Genomic DNA, 26,070 nt, shown 5'->3' on the forward strand with positions numbered 1-26,070 from the left:
ACCGGCGCCCAAGGCCCGCAGGGCGACGCGGGTGCTCAAGGCTTTCAAGGCGCGACCGGCGCTCAAGGCGCCACCGGCGCCCAAGGTCCGCAAGGCGACGCAGGTGCTCAAGGCGCTCAAGGCTTCCAAGGCGCCACGGGCGCCCAAGGCCCGCAGGGCGACGCAGGAGTTCAAGGCGCCACCGGCACCACCGGCGCCCAGGGTTTCCAAGGCACCCAAGGTGCGCAGGGCGCCACGGGTGCCCAGGGCCCGCAGGGCGTGGCGGGCAACGGAATCGAGGCCGCCTACATTCAGGGCCCTCTGACCGTGATCGCAGACACCCCTGTCGATTTCGGCTGCCAGGCCGGAGATATTGCTGTCGGAACCGGATACCAACTTTCGGGAGCAGGCGTCAACCCGGTGCTCATCCAGCCACTGTCGACCAGCGGCTATCAGTTCACCTTCACCGGCGGAGGCGCTGACATCTGGGTCTCGTGCATTTCACTCGCCACACCGCTGGCATTGACGGCTCGGTCCAGCACGTCAGGCCGGGCACCGTCAAACAGCAGCGATGCCAACGGGCCGAACAGCAGGTCGAACCGCCCCGTCACCGTCGAGGAGGAGTAATGGACATGCGTCAGATATTCGGGTCGCTCGCCTGCGGTGCGGTCCTGCTTACCGGAGTCACGGCATGCAGCGACAAGCCTGCCGAGAAGCCGCAGACGAACAACGCCGGCAACACCGACAAGTCGAACGGCGGCACCGAAACTAAACCGGAGGATCTGCTCAAGCTCGGTGTCGAGCAGGGCCAGGCCGGCAACTTCGACGCGGCGAAGGTCACCTTTGAGAAGCTTGTGGACGCCGAGGCCGACAACAAGTTCGCCTGGTTCAACCTCGGCTACATCGCCCAGTCGCGCAACCAGGCCGACGAGGCGATCAACAACTACGACAAGGCACTGGCGGCCGACGCCAACTACAAGCCGGCCCTTTACAACAAGGCCATAGTGCTGGAAGGCAAGGCGCCGACGACGGCGATTGACATCTACCGCAAGGTCGTGTCGATCGACGACAAGTCATCCACCGCCTACCTCCGACTGGGCATGTTGCTGTCGCAGTCCGGTGAGGACGCGGCAGCGCGGGACGCCTTCAAGACGGCGATCCGTCTGGACAAGGGGCTCACCTCAGCCGTTCCCGCGAAGTACCGCACAACTCCTGCCGCTCGGTCTTCGACTTCGGCGGGTCGGTGACTGGATCAATGCGCACACCTCGCGTAACGGTCTTCACGGGCAGCAACCGCACCCGCTTCATCGACGAATGCTTCGAATCACTCGTCGCGCAGACCTTCACCGACTGGGAATGGGTGGTCATCCTCAATCAGGGGTCGCGTTGGCGGCCCGAGAGGCATGACGATCGGATCCGGCTCATTGTCCAGGACAACCTGAACGGCGTCGGCGCAGTGAAGGGGTACGCCTGCGCCGAGGCTACCGGTGACATCCTGGTCGAGCTTGACGACGACGACCTGCTCAGCAGTGACTGCCTGCAAGAGATCGTCGACGCCTTCGACGCCAACCCGGAGGTGGGGTTCGTCTACAGCGACACCGCGCAGATCCAGGAGGACGGCGGCCGTTCTGAAGACCGTTTCGCGAGTTCGTTCGGCTGGCGGCACTACGACGACAAGGTGGACGGCCGCGAAGTGCTGGTCTGCCGGGCGTTGCCGCCGACTCCACACAATGTGAGCTACATCTGGTACGCACCGAACCATGTGCGGGCGTTCCGCCGGGACATCTACGAGAAGGTCGGCGGGTACGACGAGTCACTCGACGTTGCGGACGACGCCGATCTCATGGCTCGGATGTACCAGGTGAGCGAGTTCCATCACATTCAGAAATGCCTGTACCTGCAACGCATGCACGCCAAGAACACGCAGCGCATTCCAGAAGTCAACGCTCGCATCCAGCAGCGCACGGTGGAGATCTACGACCGGAACATTCAACATAATGTGCTGGCCTGGTCACGTCGCCAAGGGCTCCTGGCGCTCGACCTGGGCGCCGCGCACAACAAGCCGGAAGGCTACCTCGGCCTCGATTACCACGACGGGTCCGGTGTGGACATCGTCTGCGACATCACGAAAGGTGTCGACCTGCCGGACAACAGCGTCGGGGTCATTCGGGCGGTGGATTTCCTGGAACACATCCCGGACAAGATCGCACTGTTCAACGAGCTGTACCGACTGCTCGCGCCGAACGGGATGTTGTTGTCGCTGACGCCCAGCACCGACGGACGAGGCGCCTACCAGGACCCGACGCATGTGGCGTTCTACAACGAAAACTCGTTCTGGTACTTCACGGACGCCAAGTATTCCCGGTTCGTACCTGAAATCACCTGCCGGTTCCAGGCGTCGCGGTTGGTCACGTACTTCCCGAGCGAGTGGCACCAGGCGCACAACATCCCGTACGTCTCAGCGAATCTCATCGCGATCAAGGATGAAGCCCTGCGCAACGGCGGCCTGCTGAACATGTAGCAGCGATCCGACGCGGACCGCAGCTACGTGCGGAGGAAGTGCGTGAGGTCGCCGGCAAGGCGGGTCATCTCTTCCCCTGCTTCGAGGACGAAGACCGATCTGGCGGACCAGGCGGTGTCGTCCCAGTCGGGGCCGGGAGCCCGAAGAGTCACACCTAACGACACGCGACCTCGACCGTCGTGCCGAGCGTCGAGCACAAGCTCGCGTTCCATGGATGTCCAGGTACGGGTGCCGCCCCAACCTTCCCAATCGGCAGCGAGCCTCTCCAGGAACCCGGGCAGCGTCGTACCCAGGGAGGCGTGGAGATCATCAACCTTGGCGACCGTCGACGCTGCCATGCCCAGCTCGTGCAACTCCGTCGCGATCGTGTAGACGAAACCGTCCCCGTACGGATCTTGCGGAGGATGAACAAGCCACAGTTGGTCGCCTTGCCCTTGTAGGACGAAGGGTTCGCTCATAGTGGCTCGCAGTATGCCCCTTCGGCCGCGGCCCGTCCGACGGCCGGGCCGTCCCGCGATCGCTGCCGGGTCGCTTGGCTGCTCGCCCTGGCGAGGGCAGGCAAAAGGCCCAGGTCATGATCGGCGATCAAGCCGGTGACCTGGGCCTTTCAGTGGAGCCGCCTGACGGAATCGAACCGTCGACCTACGCATTACGAGTGCGTCGCTCTAGCCGACTGAGCTAAGGCGGCAACGATCAGCAAGTGTACGGCACCCTGGCGGCACCGACCGAACGGGATACCCCCGTCGCCCCGGCCAGCGCCAACCGGACATCGGCCGCCATCTGGACGTTTACCGGACAGCAGATCATCGGGGCCGGGACTACGCTGCGGCGGGTGAGCGACGAACGCGACCACCCCGAACGTCAGGACGAGCCCGCCGAACGCCCTGACCGTGCGCCGGCCGGTGAACGCGCCGCCCACCGGCCGCGCAGCACCGACCCGCTGGAGTTGGGCTTCACGCCGCGCAAGCCGGTGCCGTGGCTGGCGCCGTTTCTGTTGATCAGCACCGGCATCCGGACACTGCTGGCGGTGCTCTTCGGGGCGTACCTCGACAAGCGCGAGTTGCAGAACGCGTTCGGCGACGGCGTCTTCCGCCAGGTCGGGCCGGACGGCGGGCTGTGGCTCGACTACGTGGCCGACCTCGGCGACGGCTTCAACGCCACCTACTCGGTGGCGTACCTGCTGGCGCAGCCCGAGCTGACCGTCGACGGGCACCGCCTGCCCCGGGCGCAGACCCTGGTGATGGGCGGCGACCAGGTGTACCCGTCAGCGGCCTACGCCGCCTACGAGGACCGGTGCAAGGGCCCCTACCAGGCCGCCCTGCCGGTGGCGCCGGCCGAGAAGCCGACGCTCTTCGCGGTGCCGGGCAACCACGACTGGTACGACGGCCTCACGGCGTTCCTGCGGTTGTTCGTCCGCTCCCGGGACCGCAACTTCGCGGGCTGGGGCACCGGGCAGTCCCGGTCGTACTTCGCTGTGGAGTTGCCGGCCGGCTGGTGGTTGCTCGGCGTCGACGACCAGTCCGGCTCGTACCTGGACGACCCGCAGCTGGCCTACTTCGACGAGGTGGCCCGGCGGCTCGGGCCGGAGTCCAAGGTGATCATCGCGGCGCCGGCGCCGACCTGGGTCAAGGCCGCCGACAACCCCACGGCGTACGACTCGATCGACTACTTCATCCGTACGATCATCGATCCCACCGGGGCGCGGGTGCGGCTTCTCCTCTCCGGGGACCTGCACCACTACGCCCGCTACTCCGGGCCGGACCGTGAGCTGATCACCTGCGGTGGGGGCGGCGCTTACCTCTACCCCACGCACAAGCTGCCGGAGCGCATCGAGGTGCCACCGCGGGACACGCTGGCCCGCAAGGCCAGCTCCGCCCAGCCGTACGACCTGGTGGCCCGTTACCCGGACGCCGCGCGGTCCCGCCGCTACGGCTGGGGCATCTTCCCCCGGCTGCCGTTCCGCAATCCCGGCTTCACCACGTTGCTCGGCACGTTGCACACCCTGCTGATGCTGGCCATGGCGGGTGCGACGGCGAACTGGGCCGACAGCACCAACCAGCGGCTGTTCAGCGTCCCGCTGGTGCTGATGGTGCTCGTGACGGTGATCGCGGCGGCCCTGTTCGCCAAGCCACCGAGCGCGAGCGGCAAACGCCACGCGCGGCACTGGATCCTCGGCGTCGGCCACGGCGTGGCGCAGGTGGCCCTGGCGGCGGCGGGCACCTGGGTCTGGTTGGCGCTGCCGTTCTACGACTGGCCGTGGCCGCTGCCGGCGGTCGCCGCGGCGGTGCTCTACGGCCCGGTGATCGGTCTGGTCGCCAGCCAGCTGGTGGCGGTGTACCTGCTGGTGGCGGGCTCGTTCGGCGTGAACGTCAACGAACTCTTCGCCGGCCAGGGCATCGAGGACTCGAAGTCGTTCCTGCGACTGCGCATCGACCCGGACGGCACGTTGACGATTTACCCGCTGGGGGTGGACCGGGTCTCCCGCGACTGGCAGGTCAACCCCGATCAGTCCCCCACGCAGAGCTGGCTGATCCCCAAGTCCCCCCTGACCCCCCACCTAACCGAACCCCCCACAGTCCTGCACTAACCCCACCCCACCAACCCCGGTTGATCATGAAGTTATTGCCCCGACACGCCGCTCGGGATGGCAATAACTTCATGATCAACGCAGGACGGGGTGGGGGTTAGGGGGTGTAGTGCTGGTCGTGGGCTTGGCGGGGGGCGCAGACGGAGGCTCGGGAGCAGGAGCAGCGGGAGCCGTCGGCGTCCAGGCGTACGGTCACCGCGTCGCGGGGGACGCTGTGGCCGACGACCCGGCCGTCACCCTCGGGGGTGGAGACCCGACTGCCGACCGCCGGGGCGGTCTCCTGAAAACGCTGGTACAGCGGGTGCTCGTACTTGAGGCAGCACATCAGCCGACCGCACGCACCGGAGATGCGCAGCGGGTTGAGCGGCAGGTCCTGGTCCTTCGCCATCCGGATGGTCACCGGCTCGAAGTCGGTGAGGAACGTGGCGCAGCACAGGTCCCGACCGCAGGAGCCGATGCCGCCCTGCACCCGCGCGGAGTCGCGTGCGGAGAGCTGGCGCAGCTCCACCCGACAGTGCAGGGTGGCGCCCAGGTCGCGGACCAGGGAGCGGAAGTCCACCCGGTGCGGGGCGGTGAAGTACACGGTGCTGCGCTCACCGCCGCTCTCGGCGGAGCCGAGCACATGGTCGACCGCCACCACCTTCATCGGCAGGCCGTGCGAGCGGATCAGCCGTTTCGCGGCCACCTTCGCCTCGGCCTTGCGCCGACGCAACGCCTCGTCCCGGCGGAGGTCGTCGTCGCCGGCCAGCCCGACCAGTCGGGGGAAGCCGTCGGTCTCCTCGGTCACCCACTGCGCGGCCCACACGCACTCCGCCACCTCGGGCCCGTCGTCGGTGGGCACCAGCACCCGGTCGCCCACCTGCGGACGCAACTCGCCCGGGTCGAGGTAGTAGAGCCGCCCGTACCGGTTGAAGCTGACCGCGCAGAGCATGCCCATCCCCCCACCTTACGACGGGTCACGCCGCGAAGCGCAGCGGCCGACCACGCCCGGCTGCCATTCATGACCGTCGACTTGACCTATTGCCGGGCGTCCCGTCGTGCCGTTGCTGCTCGCCCGGACGGTTGAATCCGGGGCCGGGCAGGAGACAAGACGTGCCTCGGCGGCGTTGAGTGGAGGCAGACCTGCGGGGGGTGCAGGGGGAAGACCACGGCGTCGCCGTGGGCGGCGGCTCAGGCCAGGCGCCCGCGAGCGACGCCGTGGCCTGTCCGAGGCGAAGCGGCCAGGGCCGAAGACCGAGATTCGGAAGGCGGCCACGGCCAGAGGACCGAGGTCCGGGGCGGCCCGGCCATGGCCGCAGGGCCAGGCTCGGTTACCAGCCGACCCGGGTGGGCTGGTCGTAGCGGGGGCGCCCGTCCGTTGGCGGACGCCACGCGGTCTCGGCCAGGCTCGGCGCCCACTGACGCAGCAGCGTCTCCGCACCGTCGTACGCGACGCAGAGCACCGCCAGCACCCGTGCGGCGATCTCGGCGGCGTCGGCCACACCGGGGCCGACCGGCCCGGGGCGCGTCGACGCACCGGTGGCGGCGACAACGGCGACCGCTTCGGCCGAGCGGAGCACGTCGGCCAACGTGCGGGCCAGCGCGAGACGGCTGCCCTCCACCCAGTCGGCGAGGGCGTCGGCGTAACCGGCGGTGGATTCGAGTCGGCCGACCAGGCTGTCCGGCCCCTCGTCGAGGTGGCGTAGCAGCGCCGCCCGCTGCTGCCCGTACGCGGTGGCGGCCGGACCGGACCAGAGCACCGAGTCGGTGAGCGCGGCAGAGACGTCGTCGTACCCCCGGACGAGCCGGCGCACCGCGTGGCCGGCGCTGGCGAGCGGCACCGGGTGCAGGTCGAGGAAGCTGCGAACCGCGTCGCCCGGCAGCACCTGCATGCGGCGCAGCAGCGGCCAGACCCGGTGCCCCTCGGGGACGCCGGCCGCGATCAGCGTGTCCACCCGGCGGAGCAGGTCGAGGCCGGGTTCGGCGAGCCGGTCCAGTGCGTCCATCACGGTTCCCCAGTGAGCCGGCGGCGGGCCACCCGGTCGACCTCGGCGTAGCGGTCGGCGGCCTCCCGCACCGCCGCTGCGGCGGCGGCCAGTCGACCGGCGGCGGCGCGGGCCTCCCGGGCCCGGTCGTCGGTGGCGGTGGTCCACTGCCGGTGCAGCGCCCGACCGATCTCCCCCGGGCGGCCCGGCGCGTCGGCGCCGAACGCGGTCTGGGCCGGATCGCTGGCGGTGACGGTGTGCGAAACGACTGTGAGCGTGGCGCTCGCCTCGTCCAGTCGGGCGGAGAGCGCGCGCAGCGTGTCCATCTCAGGCCCCCGCGAGCGGTCGGTAGGCGGCGAACGTCTCGTTGTGCAGCTTTTCCCGGGCCCATTCGGCGGCGTCGGCCGCCGCGGTGACAGCGGCCTGCACCGAGCCGGCCACGTCACGCGGGCTGCGGGTGTGCAGCGGCCCGAGGAACCGGACGTCGGTGATCCGTCCACCGGCGGTGACCACCACCTCGACCAGGCCGTCCGGCGAGCGGACGGTCACCTCGACGGTCGACACCGCCTGGTCGAACTCGGCCTGGAGGGACTCGATCCGGCGGTAGCGTCGCACCGCCTCCTCGATCCAGGCTTCGTCGATCTCCCCCCGCGGCATCGGCCGACTCCTCCCGGGTGATCCATCACTCAGTGTGGTGCCACCGTCACCACGGCACAGGGACCGTACCGCACCGCAATCGGGCCTGTCGATGCCTGTGGACAACGGCCGGGAAGCGCGGGTCAGCCCTTCCAGAGGGCGAGCATCATCGCCTCGACCGCGATCCGCGGCTTGACGTTCGCCTCGATCGCCGCGCGGCAGGCGAGCACGGCCTCCAGCCGGCGCAGCGACCCCTCGGCGTCCCACTTCTGCGCGCCGGCGCCGGCCAGCGCGGCCGTGTCGGTGTGCACAGGGGTGACGGGTGCGCGCAGCGCCATGGTGAGCGCGTCCCGGTAGAAGCCCGCGAGGTCGACCAGCGCCCGGTCCAGTGCGTCCCGCTGGGCCCGGGTGGCCCGGGATTTCTGCCGCTTCTCCAGCTCCTTGAGCTGCCCGGCAGCGCCTCGCATGGCGCCGGCCGCGCCCCGGCCGGTGCCGCCCGCGCCGAGCGCGGTCTCCAGCGCCGCCCGCTCGGTCGTGTCGGCCTCGGTGACCGACGCCTCGGCCTCCGCCTCGGCCGCCTCGATCAGCGCGGACGCCGCGTCGAACGCCGCGCCGACACCCGTCAACCGGCGGGGCACCGCGAGCACCGCCTCGCGTCGTTTGCGGGCCTCCGGGTCGCGGGCCAGCCGGCGGGCCCGCCCCACGTGACCCTGCGCGGCCGCCGCCGCCCACTGCGCCACGTCGGGGGCGATGCCGTCCCGACCAACCAGCACCTCGGCCACCGCGGTGGCCGGCGGCTGCCGCAGGGGTACGACCCGACAGCGCGACCGGATGGTCACCGAGATGTCGTCCGGGTGGGTGGACGGGGTGCAGAGCAGGAAGACCGTCCTCGGCGGGGGTTCCTCGATCGCCTTGAGCAGGGCGTTGCCGGCGGCCTCGGTGAGCCGGTCGGCGTCCTCGATGACCACCACCTGCCAGCGCCCGCCGGACGGGGTGCTGGCCGCGCGGAGCACCAGCGCGCGCATCTCGCCGACGCCGATGGAGAGCCCTTCCGGCACCACCATCCGCACGTCGGCGTTGGTGCCGCCCATTGTGGTGTGGCAGCCGGGGCACTCACCGCAGCCGGTGCCGTGCACGCACTGGAGTGCGGCGGCGAACGCCCGTGCGGCGACCGAGCGGCCGGAGCCGGGTGGCCCGGTGAAGATCCACGCGTGCGTCATCCCGGTGGACGGGTCCACGGTGCTGGTCACGGCGTCGTCGGCCGCTGACGCGTCACGGCTGACCGGGCCGGCGGCGACCAACGCGGCCGCGCCAGCACGCAGCACGGCGGCAGCCGCGGCTGCGGCGCGCCGCAGCTCGACCACCGCCTCGTCCTGACCGACCAGGTCGGCGAAGACGTCCGGCATCAGGTTTTGTGCTCCATCGTCACCAGCTCCGCGTCGGATAACTCAGGCTGCACCGAGGTGTCCGGGCCCTGCGCCGGGCGCGGGTGCACGATGCCGCCCGGCTTGCCGAGCATCTCCTCGACCCGCCGGACCACCAGCCTGGTGATCTCGTCGACCGGCCGGGACGCGTCGAGCACCAGGTAGCGCTTCGGGTCGGCGGCGGCGAGGTCGAGGAACGCGTACCGGACGCGCTCGTGGAAGGCGACCGACTCGGCCTCCAGCCGGTCGGTGCCGGTGTTGCGCGAGGCCACCCGGGACAGGCCGGTGCGCGGTTCGACGTCCAGCAGCACCACCAGGTCGGGCTTGAGCCCACCGGTGGCCCAGGAGGAGAGCCAGGAGACCTCGTCGACGGGCAGAGTCCGGCCGGCGCCCTGGTACGCCAGGGACGAGTCGACATACCGGTCGCTGATCACCACGCCGCCCCGGACCAGCGCGGGCCGGACGATGGTGGCCACGTGGTGCGCCCGGTCGGCGGCGTAGAGCAGCGCCTCGGCCCGGGGGGAGGGCGCGTCGTCGCCGGAGGTGTCCAGCACCAGCGACCGGATTCGCCGGCCGACGCCGGTGGCCCCCGGCTCGCGGGTGACCACCACCTCTCGGCCGTGACCGCGCAGCCGCTCGGAGAGCGCTGTGAGCTGGGTGGACTTCCCCGCGCCCTCGCCGCCCTCGAAGACCACGAAGAGCCCGGCGGAGACGAACGGCTCGGCGGGCATCAGCGGACGGCCCCGGATGGAGCCCCACAGGTCGGCGAGGACCGGGACGCCCTTCTTGTCGTCCATCTGGCCGAACGCGCTGATCCCGGCGAAGATGCCGGCGGCACCGGCGGCGAGTAGCAGCAGTCGGGTGGAGGAGACGGAGATGCCGAGGTCGGCGATTGTCAGTTTGCGGGAGCCGCCGACACCTACCAACACGCTGCTCAGGCCGATGGCCAGGATCAGCACCAGCCGGGTGCCGATCTGCACCACAGCGAAGACCCGGCCGCGCACCTCGTCGGCTACCTCGCCGCCCAGCAGCGTGGTGCCGGCCAGGAATGCCATCCCGGCACCGGCGCCGACCAGCACCGCGCCGACGATCGCCATGGACAGGTGGATGGCGAAGGCGAGGGTCATCACCGCGGCGCTGGCCAGCACGATGCTCATGCCGAACCAGCGGCGCCGGGACATCTCCTTGACGACCATCGGGCCGAGCCCGATGCCGAGCGCCAGGCCGACGAAGATGGCACCGAAGAGCAGTGAGAATGCCGCGTCGCCAGCGCCCAGCGAATTGGCGAAGAACTTGGCAGTGCCGACCACGATGCCGCCGCCGGCGAACGCGCCGAAGATGCCCAGCACCAAGCCGCGGACGAGCGGGGTCTGGCCGATGTACTTCCAGCCCTCGGAGAACTGCCGGAACATGCTCTGCTCGGCACGTTCGGCCTCACCGCGTTGCGCCTCGCTGATCTCCTTGATCCCGAAGGCCACCACCAGTGCGGTGGCGAGTCGGGAGAAGGAGTTGATCCAGAGCGCTAGCTGGGCCGGCTCGGCCCAGGAGGGCAGGTCGCCGCCGACGGCGCCACGGACGCCTCGGTCGAGCACGGCAAGGCCGATGGCGGCGGCGACCGGGGTGAGGCCGTACGTGGTGATCAGGGTGAGCTGGTTGGCCGCTTCCAGCCGGGCCCGCGGGATCAGGTTCGGGACCGCGGCCTCCTTGGCCGGGATCCAGAGCAGGGTGAGCGACTCGATCAGGAAGGTGGCGATCAGCGCCCAGCCGACCACCAGGCCGCCTGGGGCGCCGCTGAGGGCGTAGAGCGGAATGGAGGCGAAGAGCACGAAGCGCAGCAGGTCGCAGATGACCATCGTCCAGCGCCTGTCGAACCGGTCGGCGAAGACGCCGGCCACCGGGCCGAGCACCAGCGCGGGCAGCAGCCGGATCGCGGTGACCCCGCCGAACGCCGCGCCCTGGGCGGTGCTGCCCTGCACCTGCGAGGCGGCGAAGAGGGCGGTGGCCAGCAGGCCGAGCCAGTCACCGAAGGAGGCCGCGCCGAGCACGATCCACAGCCGGCGGAAGGGCCGGATGCGCAGCACGGACCGGATTGCGGCATAACCGGACGGATCAACCTGACCGCCGTTGGGTTGCTTGGCGGCGTTGTCCGACTGGTCACCCGAGCGCGACACGCCGGGCGACTCGCCGCTGTTCTGGCTTTCGATGGCCGTACCTCCACGTGCCGGCCCATCGCTGGGCACCTCCGGTGCAACACTCTAGACCCGGCGGGGGTCACCCCCCGGGCGACATTCTCCTGCTCGCTGAGCCTAGGCCGCCGGAGGTACCGGCCGCAGCCCGGACGTACGCGAGGGTATTTCGCATTCGCCGTCAGACAGTTAGCGTGCACACGTGGCCATCGAAAGCGACAAACTTCGCGAGCGCCTGGATCGGGCGACTGCCCACCTCGACCCCCCGTACGCGGTGGTCGACCTCACCGCCTTCGACGCCAATTCGGCCGCCCTGGCCGATCGCGCCGCCGGAAAACCGGTCCGCCTCGCCAGCAAGTCGGTCCGCAGCCGGGAGCTGATCAGTCGAGCCCTCGCCCGGCCCGGCTGGCAGGGCGTGATGGCGTTCACAGTGCCCGAGGCGATCTGGCTGGTCCGCGCCGGCGTCAGCGACGACGTGCTGGTCGCGTACCCGAGCGCTGACCGGGCCGCCCTCGCCGAGCTGGGGGCCGACCCCACGCTCGCCGCCGCGATCACCCTGATGATCGACAGCACCGGCCAACTCGACCTCATCGACGCCATCGAGCCCCCGGGGCAACGCGCCGAGCTACGGCTCTGCCTGGATCTGGACGCCTCGTGGCGACCGCTGCGCGGCCGGGTGCACGTCGGCGTCCGCCGCTCACCGGTGCACAGCGCTAGGGCAGCCGGCGCGCTCGCCGCCGCCGTCGCCGGTCGGCAGGGCTTCCGGCTGGTCGGGCTGATGTCGTACGAGGCACAGATCGCCGGCCTGGGCGACGCGCCGCCGGGCAAGACACTGCTGGCGGGCGCGATCAGGCTGGCCCAGCGCGGGTCGTACCGCGAGTTGCTGGCCCGCCGGGGCGCGGCGGTCGCCGCGGTACGCGAGCACGCCGACCTGGAGTTCGTCAACGGCGGCGGCACCGGCAGCGTGGCCGCGACCAGCGCCGATCCCGCGGTCACCGAGATAACCGCGGGATCGGGCCTGTACGGGCCGACGCTGTTCGACGCGTACCGCGCCTGGCGGCCCACCCCGGCGGCGTTCTTCGCCTGCGCGGTGGTCCGCCGACCGACGCCGGAGCTGGCGACGGTGCTCGGCGGTGGCTGGATCGCCTCCGGCCCGGCCGCCGACAGTCGACTGCCCCGGCCGTGGCTACCGGCGGGGCTGAAGCTGGTCGGCACCGAGGGCGCCGGCGAGGTGCAGACACCGCTGTCCGGAGCGGCGGCGGCCGAGCTGCGCGTCGGCGACCGGGTGTGGTTCCGGCACGCCAAGGCAGGTGAGCTGTGTGAACGGGTCAACGAGCTGCACCTGATCGAGGGGGACGCGATAGTGGCGACCGTCCCCACCTACCGGGGTGAGGGGCAGGCCTTCCTCTGAAACCGGACAGCCGCCCCCACCGCCGGCCGAGGCCCGCCCGCCGTGCCGACTCAGGCGGGTTGGGGCGCCTCGGCCTGCTTGCCGACTGGGGACCGGCCGTTGTCCGGGCCGTCGACCTGGCGGTGCAGGTACTCCCGGATCAGCGCCTTCGCCTCGAGCAGCACCCGCTCGTCGCCCTCGGGCTTCCGACGGAACGCGAGCTTGATCAGCGCATCCGCCGCCTCGACCGCGATCTCCAGCACGAAGCGCAGCTTGGGTACGTCGGTGAGCCCGAAACGCTCGGTGAGCACCCGGGCCAACTGGTCGGCGATCACGCCGTTGTTGTCCCGCTGCTCGTCGAGCAGGTGCAGGTCGACCACGTCGCCGAAGTGCAGGGTACGGAAGCCGGGGACGGTGCGGTGCATCGTGATGTACTCGTCGATGCCCGCGTCGACGCCGTCCCACCAGTGGGTCATCTCGTCGGAGGCGAACCGCTCGTCGAGGCGCTGGAGGTAGGACTCCATGGTCCGCAGGGTCAGCGCCTGCACGATCGCCCGCTTGTCCGGAAAGAACTGGTAGACCGACCCGATCGCCACCTCGGCCCGCTCGGCGAGCAGGGTGGTGGTCAGCCCCTCGTACCCCACCTCGTCGACGAGTTCGGCGCAGGCATCCAACATGCGCTGTACCCGCGCGACACTTCGACCTTGCACCGGTACGCGGCGCAGCGGCCCGGTCGTGGCGGCTGGTGTGGACACTCTGCGCCACCCCCCTTCGACGGATGAACATATCTCCACGTCACGAGTCCGTGACTACCGGTACAACGAGCGGATCGCAATTGCGGTATTTACCAGCTAGAACGTTCCTGATATGAAGTCAGTTCATATTCATGAATGAGGAGCGCGCATGGTCCGCACCGCACCGCTCGGGGCTGGATGGTCCAACTGGGCCGGGAACCAGCGTGGCAGCGCCAGCGCGATCCTGCGCCCCGGCTCGCCGACCGATGTCGCAGAAGCCGTCCGATCTGTCGCCGCCGAGGGCGGTCGGATCCGGGTGACGGGCAGCGGTCACTCGTTCACCGCCGTCGCGCTCGCCGACGACCGTCGGATGGACCTGTCCGACCTGGACACCATCGTCAGCGTGGACGTCGCACACCGACTGGTCACCGTACCGGCGGGAATGACCCTACACGCGCTCAACGGCCTGCTCGCCCGGCACGGCCTCGCGCTGCCCAACCTCGGCGACATCGACGCGCAGACCGTCGCCGGGGCGATCTCCACCGGCACCCACGGCACCGGAGCCGGCTACGGGTGCCTCTCCACCTTCGTCGAGGCGATCACACTGGTCACCGGCACCGGCGAGGTGCTGCGTTGCTCCGCCGACGAGCACCCCGACGTCCTCGCCGCCGCCCGGGTGTCGCTCGGCGCGCTCGGCGTCCTGGTCGAGGTGACCCTGCGCTGCGTGGACGCGTTCGTCCTGCGCGCCCACGAACGCCCGGCCGAGCTGGCGGACGTGCTCGGCGAACTGCCCGAGCTGATCGGCCGGCACGACCACGTCGAGTTCTACTGGTTCCCGTACACGTCCCGGGTCCAGGTCAAGGCCAACGACCGGGTGCCGGCCAACGACCAGCCGCTGTCCCGCTGGCGCGGCTGGATGGACGACGACTTCCTGCCCAACCGGGTCTTCGCCGGCGCCTGCCGACTCGGCCGGGCCGTGCCCGCGCTGGCCCCGGGCATCAGCGCGGTCTCCGCCCGTGCCCTCACCGAACGCCAGTACACCGGCCGCTCCGACCGGGTCTTCTGCACCCCGCGCCGGGTCCGTTTCGTGGAGATGGAGTACGGCCTGCCCCGCGAGGCGCTGCCCGAGGCGCTCGCCGCGCTCCAGCGGATCGTGGACGGCCTGCCGTTCAAGGTGCTCTTCCCGGTGGAGGTGCGGTTCACCGCCGCCGACGACATCTGGCTGTCGCACGGCTACGGCCGGGACAACGCCTACATCGCCGTGCACCAGTACGTCGGCATGCCGTACGAGCCGTACTTCCGGGCCTTCGAGCAGGTGGCCGCCGGGCTGGGCGGTCGCCCACACTGGGGCAAGCTGCACTACCGCGACGCCGCCTCGCTGGCCACTGCGTACCCCCGCTTCGCGGACTTCCAGGCCGTCCGCGACCGGCTCGACCCCGATCGCGTCTTCACCAACGCCCACCTGAACCACGTCCTCGGGGTCTGACGACTCCCGTCGCTCCGGCGTGCGGTTGATCGACTCGACTTCCTGAAAACCGGGGTGTCGCCGGCAGCAGGACGCCCCGGTTTCAAGGAAACCGTGATGATCACGCGAGCAGGGCGAGGGCTACTCCGTGCTGGTCGCGGCCTTGCGCGGGGCGGCCTTCTTCGCCGGAGCCTTCTTCGCCGCCGTCGCCTTGGCCGTGGTGGTCTTCTTCGCGGCAGTGGACTTGCTGGCAGCGGCCGTCTTCTTGGTGGCCGTGGCCTTCTTCGCGGGCGCCTTCTTCGCCGCCGCCTTCTTCCGCGGCGCCGGACCCTTCGCCCGCTTCTCGGCCAACATCTCGGACGCTTCCTCGATGGTCAGCGCCTCCGGCGTCTGCCCGCGCCGCAGCGAGGCGTTGAACTCCCCGTCGGTCACGTACGGGCCGAACCGGCCGTCCTTGATCACCATCGGCTTCTCGGTCGCCGGGTCCACGCCCATCTCGCGCAACGGCGGTGCCGCGGCTCGCCGTCCACGGGCCTTCGGGGCGGCCAGCAGAGCGAGCGCCTCGTCCAGCGTGACGGTGAACATCTGGTCCTCGGACTCCAGCGAGCGGAACTCCTCACCCTGCTTGACGTACGGGCCGTAGCGACCGTTGTTCGCGAAGACCTCGACGCCGTCCGGCGCGACACCGATCAGCCGGGGGAGGCTGAGCAGCTTGAGCGCCTCCTCCAGGGTCAGCGAGTCCGGGGTCTGCGTACGCAGCAGCGACGACTTGCGCTCGCCGCTGGACACGTACGGCCCGAAGCGGCCGGACTTGAGCACGATCGGCTCGCCGGTGCCGGGGTCGTCGCCCAGCTTGCGCTCGCCGCTGCCGCCGAGGAACAGCTCGTGCACCTTCTCCGGGGTCAGCTCGTCCGGGGCCAGGCCCTCGGGGATCGGCGCCCGGTCACCCTGGGTGCCACCCTCCTCGCCCTCGCCCGAGGGCGGTGCCGGCTGCTCGCCGCCGGGCAGCTCCCGTTGCAGGTACGGCCCGTATCGGCCGACCCGCACGACGACCTCGCGGCCGTCGTCGTCGGTGAAGAGCGGGATGGAGTTGACGCTGCGGGCGTCGATGTCGCTGAGGTTCTCGGTGACCAGTTTCTTGAGCCCGCCGGAACGGGCGATGTCCTGGTCGCCGGCACCGTTGGAGCTGCCGAAGTAGAACGCCGTGAGGAAGTCGACCGCCGCGTGGTCACCGCCGGCGATCTCGTCCAGCTCGTTCTCCATGGTGGCCGTGAAGTCGTAGTCGATCAGGCGGGGGTAGTGCTGCTCCATCAGCCCGATCACCGCGAAGGCCAGGAACGTCGGGATCATCGCCTGCCCGCGCTTGGTGACGTACCCCCGGTCCTGGATCGTCTGCATGATCGACGCATAGGTGGACGGGCGGCCGATGCCCAGCTCTTCCAGGGCCTTGACCAGCGACGCTTCGGTGTAGCGCGACGGCGGCTGGGTGTGGTGGCCCTGCGCGGCCAGCTGGTCGGCGGTCAGCGGCTGGTCCTTGACCAGGGTGGGCAGCCGGCGCTCGGCGTCCTCGGCCTCGGCGTTCTCGTCGTCGCTGGACTCGACGTAGGCGCGCAGGAAGCCCGGGTCGGTGATGGTCTTGCCGGTAGCGCCGAAGTCGGCTTCCTCCTGCGAGGTGGAGACCGCCCGGATGCGCACCGACACGCTGGAGCCGACCGCGTCGGTCATCTGCGAGGCGATGGTGCGCCGCCAGATCAGCTCGTAGAGCTTGAACTCCTCGGCGGACAGCTCCTTGGCCACCTCGCCCGGGGTACGGAAGTTGTCCCCCGCCGGGCGGATCGCCTCGTGCGCCTCCTGCGCGTTCTTCACCTTGCCGGTGTAGCGGCGCGGCTCCGGCGGAACGCTGCGCTCGCCGTACAGCTCGACGATCTGTCGGCGGGCCGCCGAGATGGCGGTCTCCGACAGGTTGACCGAGTCGGTACGCATATAGGTGATGTAGCCGTTCTCGTACAGGCGCTGCGCGGTGCGCATCGTCTGCTGCGAGGACAGGCGCAGCTTGCGGGCCGCCTCCTGCTGGAGGGTCGAGGTGATGAACGGCGCGTACGGGCGACGGCGGTAGGGCTTCTCCTCCACCCGGGTGACGGTGAACGGCCGCCCCTCCAGCCGGGCCGCGAGACCCCGGGCGCCACTCTCGTCGAGGTGCACGACACCAGCGCCGGCCCGGACACGACCGGTGGTCGGCTCGAAGTCCTTACCGGTGGCGATCCGATCGCCGTTCAGAGCGATCAGGGTGGCGTTGAACGCACGCGGGCCCTCACCGGCGTTGGCCACCGCGAGGGTGGCCAGGATGTCCCAGTATTCGGCGGTGCGGAAGGCCATCCGCTGCCGCTCCCGCTCGACCACGATGCGGGTCGCCACGGACTGCACCCGGCCTGCCGAGAGCCGCGGCATGACCTTCTTCCACAGCACCGGGGAGACCTCGTAGCCGTACAGGCGGTCGAGGATCCGGCGCGCCTCCTGGGCGTCGACCAGATCGCGGTCGATCTCCCGGGGGTTGGCCACCGCCGCCTGGATCGCCGGCTTGGTGATCTCGTGGAAGACCATCCGCTTGACCGGGACCTTGGGCTTGAGCGTCTCGACCAGGTGCCAGGCGATCGCCTCGCCCTCGCGGTCCTCATCCGTCGCCAGGAAGATCTCGTCGACCTCCTTGGCCAGCTTCACCAGCTTGCTGATCTGCTGCTTACGGTCGGCGGAGACCACGTAGAGCGCCTGGAAGCCGTTGTCGACGTCCACCCCGAGCCGGGCCCAGGGCTCCTTCTTGTACTTGGCCGGCACGTCGGCGGCGTTGCGCGGCAGGTCGCGGACGTGACCGAAGCTGGCCTCCACGACGTACCCCGGGCCAAGGTAGCCCGAGATCGTCTTGGCCTTCGCCGGTGACTCGACGATGACCAGACGGGTGGTTCCAGCGTTGCTCGGCACGTCTCTCCCCGACCTCACTCCTGCTCGTGGTCTGCCGGCGCCCGGACAGCGACCGCTTTCGACCCCGCCGTCGCACCGGCGGTCCGGATGTCCAACGTAACGCGCCGCCCGCGTTTCGGGTTTCGCGGGCCGCAAACCGCTTCAAGGCGGCGGTCGACGCCGCCCCGCCGCGCTCGGCACTGCCGGACGGCGCCACCGTACACCGTGTGTAGGGCTCGAAGCGGGTCACTGTGACGATGGCGGGCCCACTAGCGAGGCGCGACCCGCCCGTTTTCCGCCTGGATCGACCCGCCGGCTGTCCGGCACCGGACAGCCGGCCGCCCCATCCCCGGGCCGTCGCCCAACCTCGTCGATCATGGACTTGTGGTGGGCGTTTTAAGCCCGGACAGGCAATACGTCCCCCACCACAACTCCATGATCGACCCGGTGAGGGTGGGGTGGGGTGGGGTGGGTCAGGTTGGCCAGGCGTCGGTTGGGGCTGCGGTTGGCGGTCCGCCGACCAACTCGGCGAGCCGCGCCAACCGGCGGCGGCCGGTGATCCGGAACGCCGGGCCGCCCTCACCCGGGCCGAGCAACGTCCCGGCCAGCCCCGCCGAGGCGAGCGCCACGCCGATCGACTCCCAACACTCCTGGTCGTCGGCGCCCAGCCGCAACAGGAAGCAGTCCGGAGGCTCCGGCGTCCCGGCGGCGGCGAGCCACAACCGCAACCGCCGGCCGGTCAGGTGGAAGGCGGCCGGCGGGCGTTTCGTCGTACCGTGCAGCCAGGCGGCAGCGAGCGGCTTCAAGACCCGCGTGTACGACGTACGAACGGCGTGTCGCGCGCCCTCGGTCGGCTCCCAGCTCGCCGCCAGTCCGCGCGACGCCAGTTCGGCGACGAGCACGTGCACCCGCCAGGCGGCGTCCACCTGCACCGAGAGCCGGGCGGTGCCGCCCATCCGGACCACCTCACCCGGCCCGGCGAGCAGCCCGGCCAGGTCGGCGACTGTCGGTTCGGCCGCGTCCGCGCCGAAGAAGACAAGTTGTCGGCCCGCGTCGTCAGTCTGGGTCGGGCCGTTCTGAACCGAGCCGTCCTGCGACGGGCGGTTCTGTGACGAGCGGTTCTGTGACGCGCCGCCGCGGCGTCGCCCGGGAGTGGGCGTGTCGGACTCGGGCGCGGGAAACAGCGCCGGGGCCGGCTCTGCCTTCCCGGTGTCACCGAGCCCGCTCAGCGACACTCCGGCACCTCGTCGAATGCCTGTTTCAACTCCTCGGAGTTGAGCTTGCTGGTGTCCAGCGCGCTGGCGTCGTACTCCTTGTTGAGGGTCGCCACGGCGGCCCGCACGCCGTCGTAGAAGGCGGTCGGCTCGCCGGTGCCCAGGCCGTCGATGGTGTCCCGGGCGCGACCGTACGCGTCCCGCATCTTCCCGAGGGAGCTGCGGAAACCCACGGAGATGGCCTCGCCGTTGTCGGCCTCCGGGATGCCCGCCTTTTCCACCTTGCGGCGCGCGGCCTCACTGGCCTGCTCCGCCCCATCGAAGAGCCGCACCAGGTTCTCCTTGGCCTGCGCCGGCGTGGTCTGCGCGGTCATCTGCTCGTCAGTGCTGCTGGTCAGCTTGGTGATCTCGGAGCGCCACGGGGTGAGGGCGCCGCAGACCGAGGCCGCCCAGGCCCGTGGGCTGGGGCCTCCGCCGCAGCCGGCCAGGACGACGATCGTGGCCAGGACCACCGTGAACTTTCCGGCGGCAGACGCCCGGCACGTACGCATGCGTTGCAGCGTACGGCCTTTGGCCAGGTGTGGCATCGGGCCGTTCCTGGATCAGGCGTTGACCGTCTCCGGGCGGTGATCGGTGCTGCCCGCGCCGGTGTTGCCATCGGCGTCCGAGTCGGACATCGCGATGCCCTTGCGCTTGCTGAACACCACCGACGCCACGATGATCAGCGTCGCGACCAGCGCGATGCCGACCCGCAGGCCGACGTTGCGCTCGTCGCCGACGCTCCAGGCCACCACGGCGGGCGCGATCAGCAGCGAGACCAGGTTCATCACCTTGATCAGCGGGTTGATCGCCGGGCCGGCGGTGTCCTTGAACGGGTCGCCGACGGTGTCGCCGATGACAGTGGCGGCGTGCGACTCGGAGCCCTTGCCGCCGTACGCGCCATCCTCGACCAGCTTCTTGGCGTTGTCCCAGGCCCCACCGGAGTTGGACAGGAACACCGCCATCAGGGTGCCGGCACCGATCGCACCGGCCAGGTACGCCGCCAGCGCGCCGGGCCCGAGGCCGAAGCCGACAGCGATCGGCGCCAGGATGGCGAGCAGGCCGGGGGTCATCAGCTCGCGCTGCGCGTCCCGGGTGCAGATGTCGACGACCTTGCCGTACTCCGGGCGCTGGGTGCCGTCCATGATGCCGGGCAGCTCACGGAACTGCCGGCGGACCTCCATCACCACGGCACCGGCCGAGCGGGACACCGCGTTGATGGCCAGCCCGGAGAAGAGGAAGACGACCGCCGCGCCGATGATCAGGCCGACCAGGTTGCGCGGGTTCGCCACGTTCAACGCGTTGAGGATCTCGTTGCCGACGTCGCCCACGCCAGCGGTCGCGTACGCGCTGCTGAGCGTGTCGGTGTACGAGCCGAACAGCGCGGTCGCGGCGAGCACCGCAGTGGCGATCGCGATGCCCTTGGTGATCGCCTTGGTGGTGTTGCCGACCGCGTCCAGCTCGGTCAGCGTGCGAGCGCCGTGCTCGTCGATGTCGCCGGACATCTCGGCAATGCCCTGGGCGTTGTCGGAGATCGGCCCGAAGGTGTCCATCGCGACGATCACGCCGACGGTGGTGAGCAGGCCGGTGCCGGCCAGTGCCACAGCGAACAGTGACAGCGTGATGGAGCTGCCGCCGAGGAGGAAGGCGCCGAAGACACCGGCGCCGATCAGCAGCGCCGAGTAGACAGCCGACTCCAGACCGATGCTGATGCCGGCCAGGATCACTGTCGCCGCACCGGTCTGCGAGCTCTTGCCGATGTCCTGCACCGGTCGCCGTTTGGTCTCGGTGAAGTAGCCGGTCAGCGCCTGGATCGCGGCGGCCAGCACGATGCCGATCACGACAGCGCCGATGGCCACCAGCCGCGGGTTGCCGGTGGCGTCGGTGAGGCCACTGTCGAACTCGCCGAAGGTCGCCGGCAGGTACGCGTAGGCGGCGATCGCCACCAGCACCGCGGAGAGCACCGCCGACAGGTAGAAGGCCCTGTTGATAGCGGTCAGGGCGTTACGGTCGGACGCGCGCAGCCGGGTGATGAAGACGCCGACGATCGCGATCAGCACGCCGATGGTGGAGATGATCAGCGGGAAGACCAGCCCCTGCTCGCCGAACGCGGCGCGGCCGAGGATCAGCGCGGCGACAAGCGTCACGGCGTACGACTCGAACAGGTCGGCGGCCATGCCGGCGCAGTCACCGACGTTGTCGCCCACGTTGTCGGCGATGGTGGCGGCGTTGCGCGGGTCATCCTCGGGGATGCCCTGCTCGACCTTGCCGACCAGGTCGGCGCCGACGTCGGCGGCCTTGGTGAAGATGCCGCCGCCGACCCGCATGAACATCGCGAGCAGCGCGGCGCCGAAGCCGAAGCCCTCCAGCACTGTGGGCGCGTCACCCCGGTAGACGAGGACGACCAGCGCCGCACCGAAGAGGCCGAGGCCGACGGTGAAGAAGCCGACGACGCCGCCGGTCTGGAAGGCGATCTTCATGGCCGCCTCGCGGCCGCCTACTCGCTCCCGTGCGGCTGCGGCCACGCGCAGGTTGGCGCGGGTGGCCAGCCACATGCCGGCACCGCCGATGAACGCGCTGAACAGGGCGCCCACCACGAAGAAGAGCGAGCGGCCGATCTTCACAGCCAGCTCACTGCCATCGGTGTCATGCACCGGAAGCAGGAAGAGCAGCACGACGGCGACGACGACGAAGATCGCCAGGGTGCGGAATTGACGGAGCAGGTAGGCCGAGGCGCCCTCCTGGACCGCCCCCGAGATCTCCTGCATTTTCTCGGTGCCCTTACCAGCGGCCAGCACCGTTTTTGTCAGGGCGGCAGCGAAACCGAGTGCCACCAGCGCGACAACCGCGGCGATGACGACGTAGGTGACATTGCTTCCGGTAAGGGAAAGCCCGCCGCCGTCGGCGGCCAAGGTCTCGGACATCTGTGTCCTCCTGTTACCGAACAATCGCGCCGGTGAGTGGAGACGCACTGACCGACGCCTGGATGCGGACTCGCAAGCGCGCGCCAACCCACCAGCGGACCAGCGATGAACACCCATACCCGCTGGCTGCGGGATAGGTCACTTGCTGACAACCCGGGTACTGTAGCCCTCCGCAGTGTTGGAGGTCACACCCAGGTGGCACCGTGTCGCGATGATCTTCGTCGCTGTGTTATGAAACGAAATCTGATATAGGGCCCGATCCATACGAAGAAGGCCGCATCCCCAGCAGGGGACGCGGCCTACGCAGCGGAACTGGGTCAGCGGCCGACCGGCCACACCATCCGTACCTCGGTGCCGATGCCCTCGTCGACCGGGCGTACCTGGAGGTCCTCGACGAAACCGGCGAGCAGCGCGAAGCCGACGCCGGTGGTCAGCGCCTCATCGGTCAGCGACTCGTTGGCCAGCTCGTCCGGCGGCAGCGCGGTCAGACCGATACCCGCCTCGATCGGCGCCCGGTCCACCACCCGCACGGCGTACGAGCCACCGTCGGACATCTCCACCAGCACCGGGTCGGCAAGGCCGTACTGCCGGTGCAGGGCCACCGCGCGCGTGCACGCCTCACCGATGGCCAGGCGCACCTCGTCCAGCAGGTCCTCCCGCACGCCGGCCCGTCGGGCGACGGCGACGCCGACCAGGCGGGCGGTGCGCACGTGCACCGGGGCGGGCGAGAACGAGAGCTTGACTGTCGCCATCACGCGCCGGCGCCCGCCGAGTCGGCGCTGATCGCCGCGTCGACCGTCGGGTGCAGCGGAAACACCTGGTCCAGCGCGGTGATCCGGAAGATCTTGAGCAACGGCTCCTTGTCGCAGACCAGCGCGAACGAACCGCTCGCCGAGCGGAGCCGCTTGAGCGCGCCGACCAGCACGCCCAGCCCGGTGGAGTCGAGGAAATCCACCCGGCCGAGGTCGACCACCACGTGGCGGGCGCCACCGTCGATCAGTTCGAGGAGTCGTTCACGGAGCCGGGGCGCGGTGTAGACGTCCACCTCACCACCGACCTCGAGCACCGTGTGCTCGCCCACGGTGCGGGTCGCCAGTGACAGCTCCATCGGTCCTCCTCGCCAGAGCCGTAAACTCTCGTGGGCATCTAACCACTACCGCCGGGGCGGCCTGCGGACGCCAGCGGAGGCTTTCCCTTACCCCGGTGTCCGACTTTTCATCTCCGAACACCAGTGCGAGAGTGCAGGGCGTGACCTCCGACGACTTCAGCTCCGCGCGCCACACGCCGCGCCGCGACCTGGAGTCGTCGTCCGCGGCCACCGTATCCGCTGGTCCCGGCCCCGGGCCAGCGCCGGCCGACCTGCTGCGCCGACTACGCGCCCGGGGCGCCGCCGATCCGGTCACCCACGTCGAGCGGGTGCCGGCCCGCGCCGGGGTGCCCGCGCCGTGGCCGTCGTGGGCGTCGGCGGAGTTGCGCGCGGCGTTCAGCCGGCGTGGCGTGGTCGCGCCCTGGCAGCACCAGGCCGAGGCGGCCAACCTGGCGTACGAGGGCCAGCACGTGATCGTCGCCACCGGCACCGCGTCCGGCAAGTCACTGGCGTACCAGCTGCCCGCCCTGGCCACACTGCTCGCCGACCCCCGGGCCACAGTGCTCTACCTGGCGCCGACCAAGGCGCTCGCCGCGGACCAGTTGCGCGCCGTCGCCGCGCTGGAGCTGGAGGGGGTACGCCCCGCCTGCTACGACGGGGACACTCCGCGCACCGAGCGGGAGTGGATCCGCCGGCACTCCCGGTTCGTGCTGACCAACCCGGACATGCTGCACCACGGCATCCTGCCCGGCCACGCCCAGTGGTCCGGCTTCCTGCGCCGACTCGCGTACGTGGTGATCGACGAGTGCCACACCTACCGAGGCGTGTTCGGCTCGCACGTCGCGCACGTGCTGCGTCGGCTGCGTCGGCAGTGCGCCCGGTTCGGGGCCACCCCGGTGTTCGTGCTCGCCTCGGCCACCTCCGGCGACCCGGCCACCGCGGCCGGACGGCTGACCGGCCTGCCGGTGACAGCTGTCACCGAGGACGCCTCCCCCCGGGGCGGAGTGACCTTCGCGCTCTGGGAACCGCCGCTGCTGCCACCCGACTCCTCGGCCTCCTCCCCGGTGCCGCCGCAGGCGACCGGCGACCACGACGAACTTCACCAGGTTCGCCGGTCGGCGCTGCGCGAGACCGCGGACCTGCTCGCCGACACTGTCGCCGAGGGAGTACGCACCCTCGCGTTCGTCCGCTCCCGTAAGGGCGCCGAGGTGGTCGCTGCCAACGCGCGTCGAGCGCTCGACGACGCCGTTCCGGGGCTCGGCGACCGGGTGGCCGCCTACCGGGGCGGCTACCTGCGGGAGGAGCGGCGCGAGCTGGAACGGGCCCTGCTGCACGGTGACCTGCTCGGCCTGGCCTCCACCAACGCGCTGGAGCTGGGCGTGGACCTGGTCGGGCTCGACGCGGTGCTGATCTGCGGCTACCCGGGCACCCGGGCGTCGCTGTGGCAGCAGGCGGGCCGCGCCGGGCGTTCCGGGCAGGAAGCCCTCGCTGTGCTGGTGGCCCGGGACGACCCCCTGGACACCTACCTCGTGCACCACCCGGAGGCGATCTTCGGCGCGCCGGTGGAGGCGACTGTCCTCGACCCGGCCAACCCGTACGTGCTGGCACCGCAGCTCGCCTGCGCCGCTGTGGAGGCGCCGCTCACCCCGGCTGACCTGGCACTCTTCGGCGAGGGAGCGAAGGAGGCGGTCGACGAGCTGGTCGCGGCGGGGGCGCTGCGGCAGCGGCCCACCGGTTGGTACTGGCGGCACCGGGAGCGGCCCGAGGTGGACCTGCGCGGCGAGGGCGGCGCCCCGGTCGCAGTGGTGGAGTCCTCGACCGGCCGGCTGCTCGGCACCGTCGACGGCGGTTCCTCGCACTTCCTTCTGCACTCAGGTGCGGTCTATCTGCACCAGGGCGTCTCGTACGTGGTCGACCAGCTGGACCTGGCCGACGGTTGCGCGCTGGTACGCGCCGAGGAGCCGGACTGGTCCACCAACGCCCGTGACGTCACCGACCTGTCCGTGGTGTCGGTGCGCTCCTACGTGGACGCCGGGCCGGTCGGCATGTTCCTCGGCGAGGTGGACGTGACCAGCCAGGTGGTGTCGTACCAACGGCGGCGGATCGCCACCGGCGAGGTGATCGACACCCGGCCGCTCGACCTGCCCAGCCGGGAGCTGCGCACGGTGGCGGTCTGGTTCACCCTGTCACCGCAGTCGTTGGCCCTCGCCGGGGTCCAGCCGGCCGATGTGCCGGGTGCGCTGCACGCCGCCGAACACGCCGCGATCGGCCTGCTGCCGCTGATGGCCACCTGCGACAGGTGGGACATCGGCGGGCTCTCCACGGCGATGCACCCAGACACCGAGGCGCCGACCGTCTTCGTCTACGACGGGCATCCGGGTGGCGCCGGGTTCGCCGAGCGGGCGTACGGGACGGCCGCGGCGTGGCTGCGGGCCACCCGGGACGCGATCGCGGAGTGCGGTTGCGAGGCCGGCTGCCCGTCCTGCGTGCAGTCACCGAAATGCGGCAACGGCAACAACCCCCTCTCCAAGCCGGACGCGATCCGGGTGCTCGACGTGGTGCTGACGAACCTGCCGCACTGAGCGGCTTGCATGAATCGGCATGCCACGGGGCACAATGGTGTGGGAGCGCTTCCATCGATGTCTATATTGCCGATCGACACCCGTGCCCGAGGAGAAGCTGTGGCCGACACCATCGCCGAGACCGTCGACCTGCTCTACACCATCGACCAGGACAATCTCACCCTCGACCAGCAGATCGCGCTGGGGTCGGCACTGGCCGCCCTGGCCCAGGCGGAACGGCTGGAACAGATCAACGAACGGCTCCGTGGCATCCACCAGGTTTTGAACACCTGGGCGCTGCGGGCCGCGACCTCCGTCGACAGTCACTGAGGTCTCCCGGAGTGATCCTGCAAGGGCACCAGTGGTCACTCCGTGCTGGGTAGTCGTCCGGCGGCCTCGACGAC

21 protein-coding genes, 1 tRNA gene and 1 pseudogene are annotated in these 26,070 nt (G+C 70.6%); 8 read left to right on the forward strand and 15 right to left on the reverse strand.

The genetic code is table 11. The features are described 5' to 3' along the window. The 3 genes and pseudogenes from NIE79_RS19040 to NIE79_RS19050 all read left to right on the forward strand — a co-directional run. A pseudogene (locus NIE79_RS19040) lies at positions 1-606 on the forward strand (hypothetical protein); the annotation flags it as partial. Then, positions 606-1,226: a tetratricopeptide repeat protein gene (locus NIE79_RS19045; protein WP_238679847.1), complete on the forward strand. Its 621-nt coding sequence runs from the start codon at positions 606-608 to the stop codon at positions 1,224-1,226. The pseudogene NIE79_RS19040 and the gene NIE79_RS19045, both read left to right, overlap by 1 nt. An 8-nt stretch (positions 1,227-1,234) precedes the next feature. Continuing rightward, the gene (locus NIE79_RS19050) at positions 1,235-2,500 is read left to right on the forward strand and encodes a glycosyltransferase (protein WP_238679848.1); all 1,266 of its coding nucleotides are present in this window, start codon (positions 1,235-1,237) and stop codon (positions 2,498-2,500) included. A 23-nt stretch (positions 2,501-2,523) separates the two neighbouring features. Here NIE79_RS19050 and NIE79_RS19055 read toward each other — a convergent pair whose 3' ends face one another. Further along, positions 2,524-2,958, reverse strand: coding sequence for a DUF6228 family protein (locus NIE79_RS19055; RefSeq protein WP_238679849.1), 435 nt, complete (start codon positions 2,956-2,958; stop codon positions 2,524-2,526). 153 nt (positions 2,959-3,111) lie between these two features. Beyond that, positions 3,112-3,188, reverse strand: a tRNA-Thr gene (locus NIE79_RS19060). Positions 3,189-3,332: 144 nt separating this feature from the next. On the opposite strand from NIE79_RS19060, the gene NIE79_RS19065 reads away from it, so the two are divergent. Further along, the gene (locus tag NIE79_RS19065) at positions 3,333-5,087 is read left to right on the forward strand and encodes a metallophosphoesterase family protein (protein ID WP_372471661.1); all 1,755 of its coding nucleotides are present in this window, start codon (positions 3,333-3,335) and stop codon (positions 5,085-5,087) included. Between the two features lie 97 nt (positions 5,088-5,184). Here the strand turns inward: NIE79_RS19065 and NIE79_RS19070 are convergent, their stop codons facing one another. From NIE79_RS19070 to tmk, 6 genes are all read right to left on the reverse strand, one after another. Further along, the gene (locus NIE79_RS19070) at positions 5,185-6,024 is read right to left on the reverse strand and encodes a PSP1 domain-containing protein (RefSeq protein WP_112585777.1); all 840 of its coding nucleotides are present in this window, start codon (positions 6,022-6,024) and stop codon (positions 5,185-5,187) included. Between the two features lie 373 nt (positions 6,025-6,397). After that, on the reverse strand, positions 6,398-7,072 hold the full coding sequence (locus NIE79_RS19075; protein ID WP_238679850.1) for a hypothetical protein: 675 nt from the start codon (positions 7,070-7,072) through the stop codon (positions 6,398-6,400). After that, a complete protein-coding gene (locus NIE79_RS19080) occupies positions 7,072-7,377 on the reverse strand; it encodes a hypothetical protein (protein WP_238679851.1) in 306 nt (101 codons plus the stop codon). Before NIE79_RS19080 ends, NIE79_RS19075 begins: the two co-directional genes overlap by 1 nt. A gap of 1 nt (position 7,378) precedes the next feature. Then, positions 7,379-7,708, reverse strand: a complete 330-nt coding sequence (locus NIE79_RS19085) for a YbaB/EbfC family nucleoid-associated protein (RefSeq protein WP_007454690.1) — start codon at positions 7,706-7,708, stop codon at positions 7,379-7,381. Between the two features lie 122 nt (positions 7,709-7,830). Then, positions 7,831-9,093: a DNA polymerase III subunit delta' gene (locus NIE79_RS19090; protein ID WP_238679852.1), complete on the reverse strand. Its 1,263-nt coding sequence runs from the start codon at positions 9,091-9,093 to the stop codon at positions 7,831-7,833. Further along, positions 9,093-11,192, reverse strand: a complete 2,100-nt coding sequence (gene tmk / locus NIE79_RS19095; protein ID WP_308193192.1) for a dTMP kinase — start codon at positions 11,190-11,192, stop codon at positions 9,093-9,095. Before tmk ends, NIE79_RS19090 begins: the two co-directional genes overlap by 1 nt. 307 nt (positions 11,193-11,499) lie before the next feature. On the opposite strand from tmk, the gene NIE79_RS19100 reads away from it, so the two are divergent. Then, complete coding sequence (locus tag NIE79_RS19100) at positions 11,500-12,708, forward strand: amino acid deaminase/aldolase (protein WP_238679853.1); 1,209 nt, start codon at positions 11,500-11,502, stop codon at positions 12,706-12,708. 50 nt (positions 12,709-12,758) lie between these two features. Here the strand turns inward: NIE79_RS19100 and NIE79_RS19105 are convergent, their stop codons facing one another. Further along, the gene (locus tag NIE79_RS19105) at positions 12,759-13,364 is read right to left on the reverse strand and encodes a TetR/AcrR family transcriptional regulator (protein ID WP_238679854.1); all 606 of its coding nucleotides are present in this window, start codon (positions 13,362-13,364) and stop codon (positions 12,759-12,761) included. 226 nt (positions 13,365-13,590) lie between these two features. Here NIE79_RS19105 and NIE79_RS19110 point away from each other — a divergent pair, with 226 nt between their 5' ends. Further along, positions 13,591-14,907 carry a D-arabinono-1,4-lactone oxidase gene (locus NIE79_RS19110; protein ID WP_238679855.1) on the forward strand — a complete coding sequence of 439 codons (1,317 nt, stop codon included), beginning with the start codon at positions 13,591-13,593 and terminating at the stop codon, positions 14,905-14,907. A 120-nt stretch (positions 14,908-15,027) separates the two neighbouring features. Here NIE79_RS19110 and topA read toward each other — a convergent pair whose 3' ends face one another. The 6 genes from topA to NIE79_RS19140 all read right to left on the reverse strand — a co-directional run bounded on the left by topA (position 15,028) and on the right by NIE79_RS19140 (position 23,126). Beyond that, positions 15,028-17,862 carry a type I DNA topoisomerase gene (topA, locus tag NIE79_RS19115; RefSeq protein WP_238679856.1) on the reverse strand — a complete coding sequence of 945 codons (2,835 nt, stop codon included), beginning with the start codon at positions 17,860-17,862 and terminating at the stop codon, positions 15,028-15,030. Between the two features lie 452 nt (positions 17,863-18,314). Beyond that, positions 18,315-19,076: a hypothetical protein gene (locus NIE79_RS19120; RefSeq protein ID WP_238679857.1), complete on the reverse strand. Its 762-nt coding sequence runs from the start codon at positions 19,074-19,076 to the stop codon at positions 18,315-18,317. Further along, the gene (locus NIE79_RS19125; protein ID WP_238679858.1) at positions 19,067-19,606 is read right to left on the reverse strand and encodes a hypothetical protein; all 540 of its coding nucleotides are present in this window, start codon (positions 19,604-19,606) and stop codon (positions 19,067-19,069) included. Before NIE79_RS19125 ends, NIE79_RS19120 begins: the two co-directional genes overlap by 10 nt. A gap of 51 nt (positions 19,607-19,657) precedes the next feature. Beyond that, positions 19,658-22,018 (reverse strand): sodium-translocating pyrophosphatase, encoded by a 2,361-nt coding sequence (locus NIE79_RS19130; protein ID WP_238679859.1) that lies wholly within the window; start codon positions 22,016-22,018, stop codon positions 19,658-19,660. 317 nt (positions 22,019-22,335) lie between these two features. Continuing rightward, a complete protein-coding gene (locus NIE79_RS19135) occupies positions 22,336-22,773 on the reverse strand; it encodes an ATP-binding protein (RefSeq protein ID WP_030334228.1) in 438 nt (145 codons plus the stop codon). Then, positions 22,770-23,126, reverse strand: coding sequence for an STAS domain-containing protein (locus NIE79_RS19140; protein WP_091395433.1), 357 nt, complete (start codon positions 23,124-23,126; stop codon positions 22,770-22,772). Before NIE79_RS19140 ends, NIE79_RS19135 begins: the two co-directional genes overlap by 4 nt. A gap of 140 nt (positions 23,127-23,266) precedes the next feature. On the opposite strand from NIE79_RS19140, the gene sftH reads away from it, so the two are divergent. Together sftH and NIE79_RS19150 are read left to right on the forward strand one after the other, a co-directional pair. After that, positions 23,267-25,687, forward strand: a complete 2,421-nt coding sequence (sftH, locus tag NIE79_RS19145; RefSeq protein ID WP_372471662.1) for a DEAD/DEAH box helicase — start codon at positions 23,267-23,269, stop codon at positions 25,685-25,687. 99 nt (positions 25,688-25,786) lie between these two features. Continuing rightward, positions 25,787-25,996 (forward strand): hypothetical protein, encoded by a 210-nt coding sequence (locus tag NIE79_RS19150; RefSeq protein WP_124819716.1) that lies wholly within the window; start codon positions 25,787-25,789, stop codon positions 25,994-25,996. Positions 25,997-26,070 lie beyond the last annotated feature (74 nt).

This window comes from Micromonospora trifolii (assembly GCF_022229005.1).
Taxonomy (GTDB): Bacteria; Actinomycetota; Actinomycetes; order Mycobacteriales; family Micromonosporaceae; genus Micromonospora; species Micromonospora trifolii.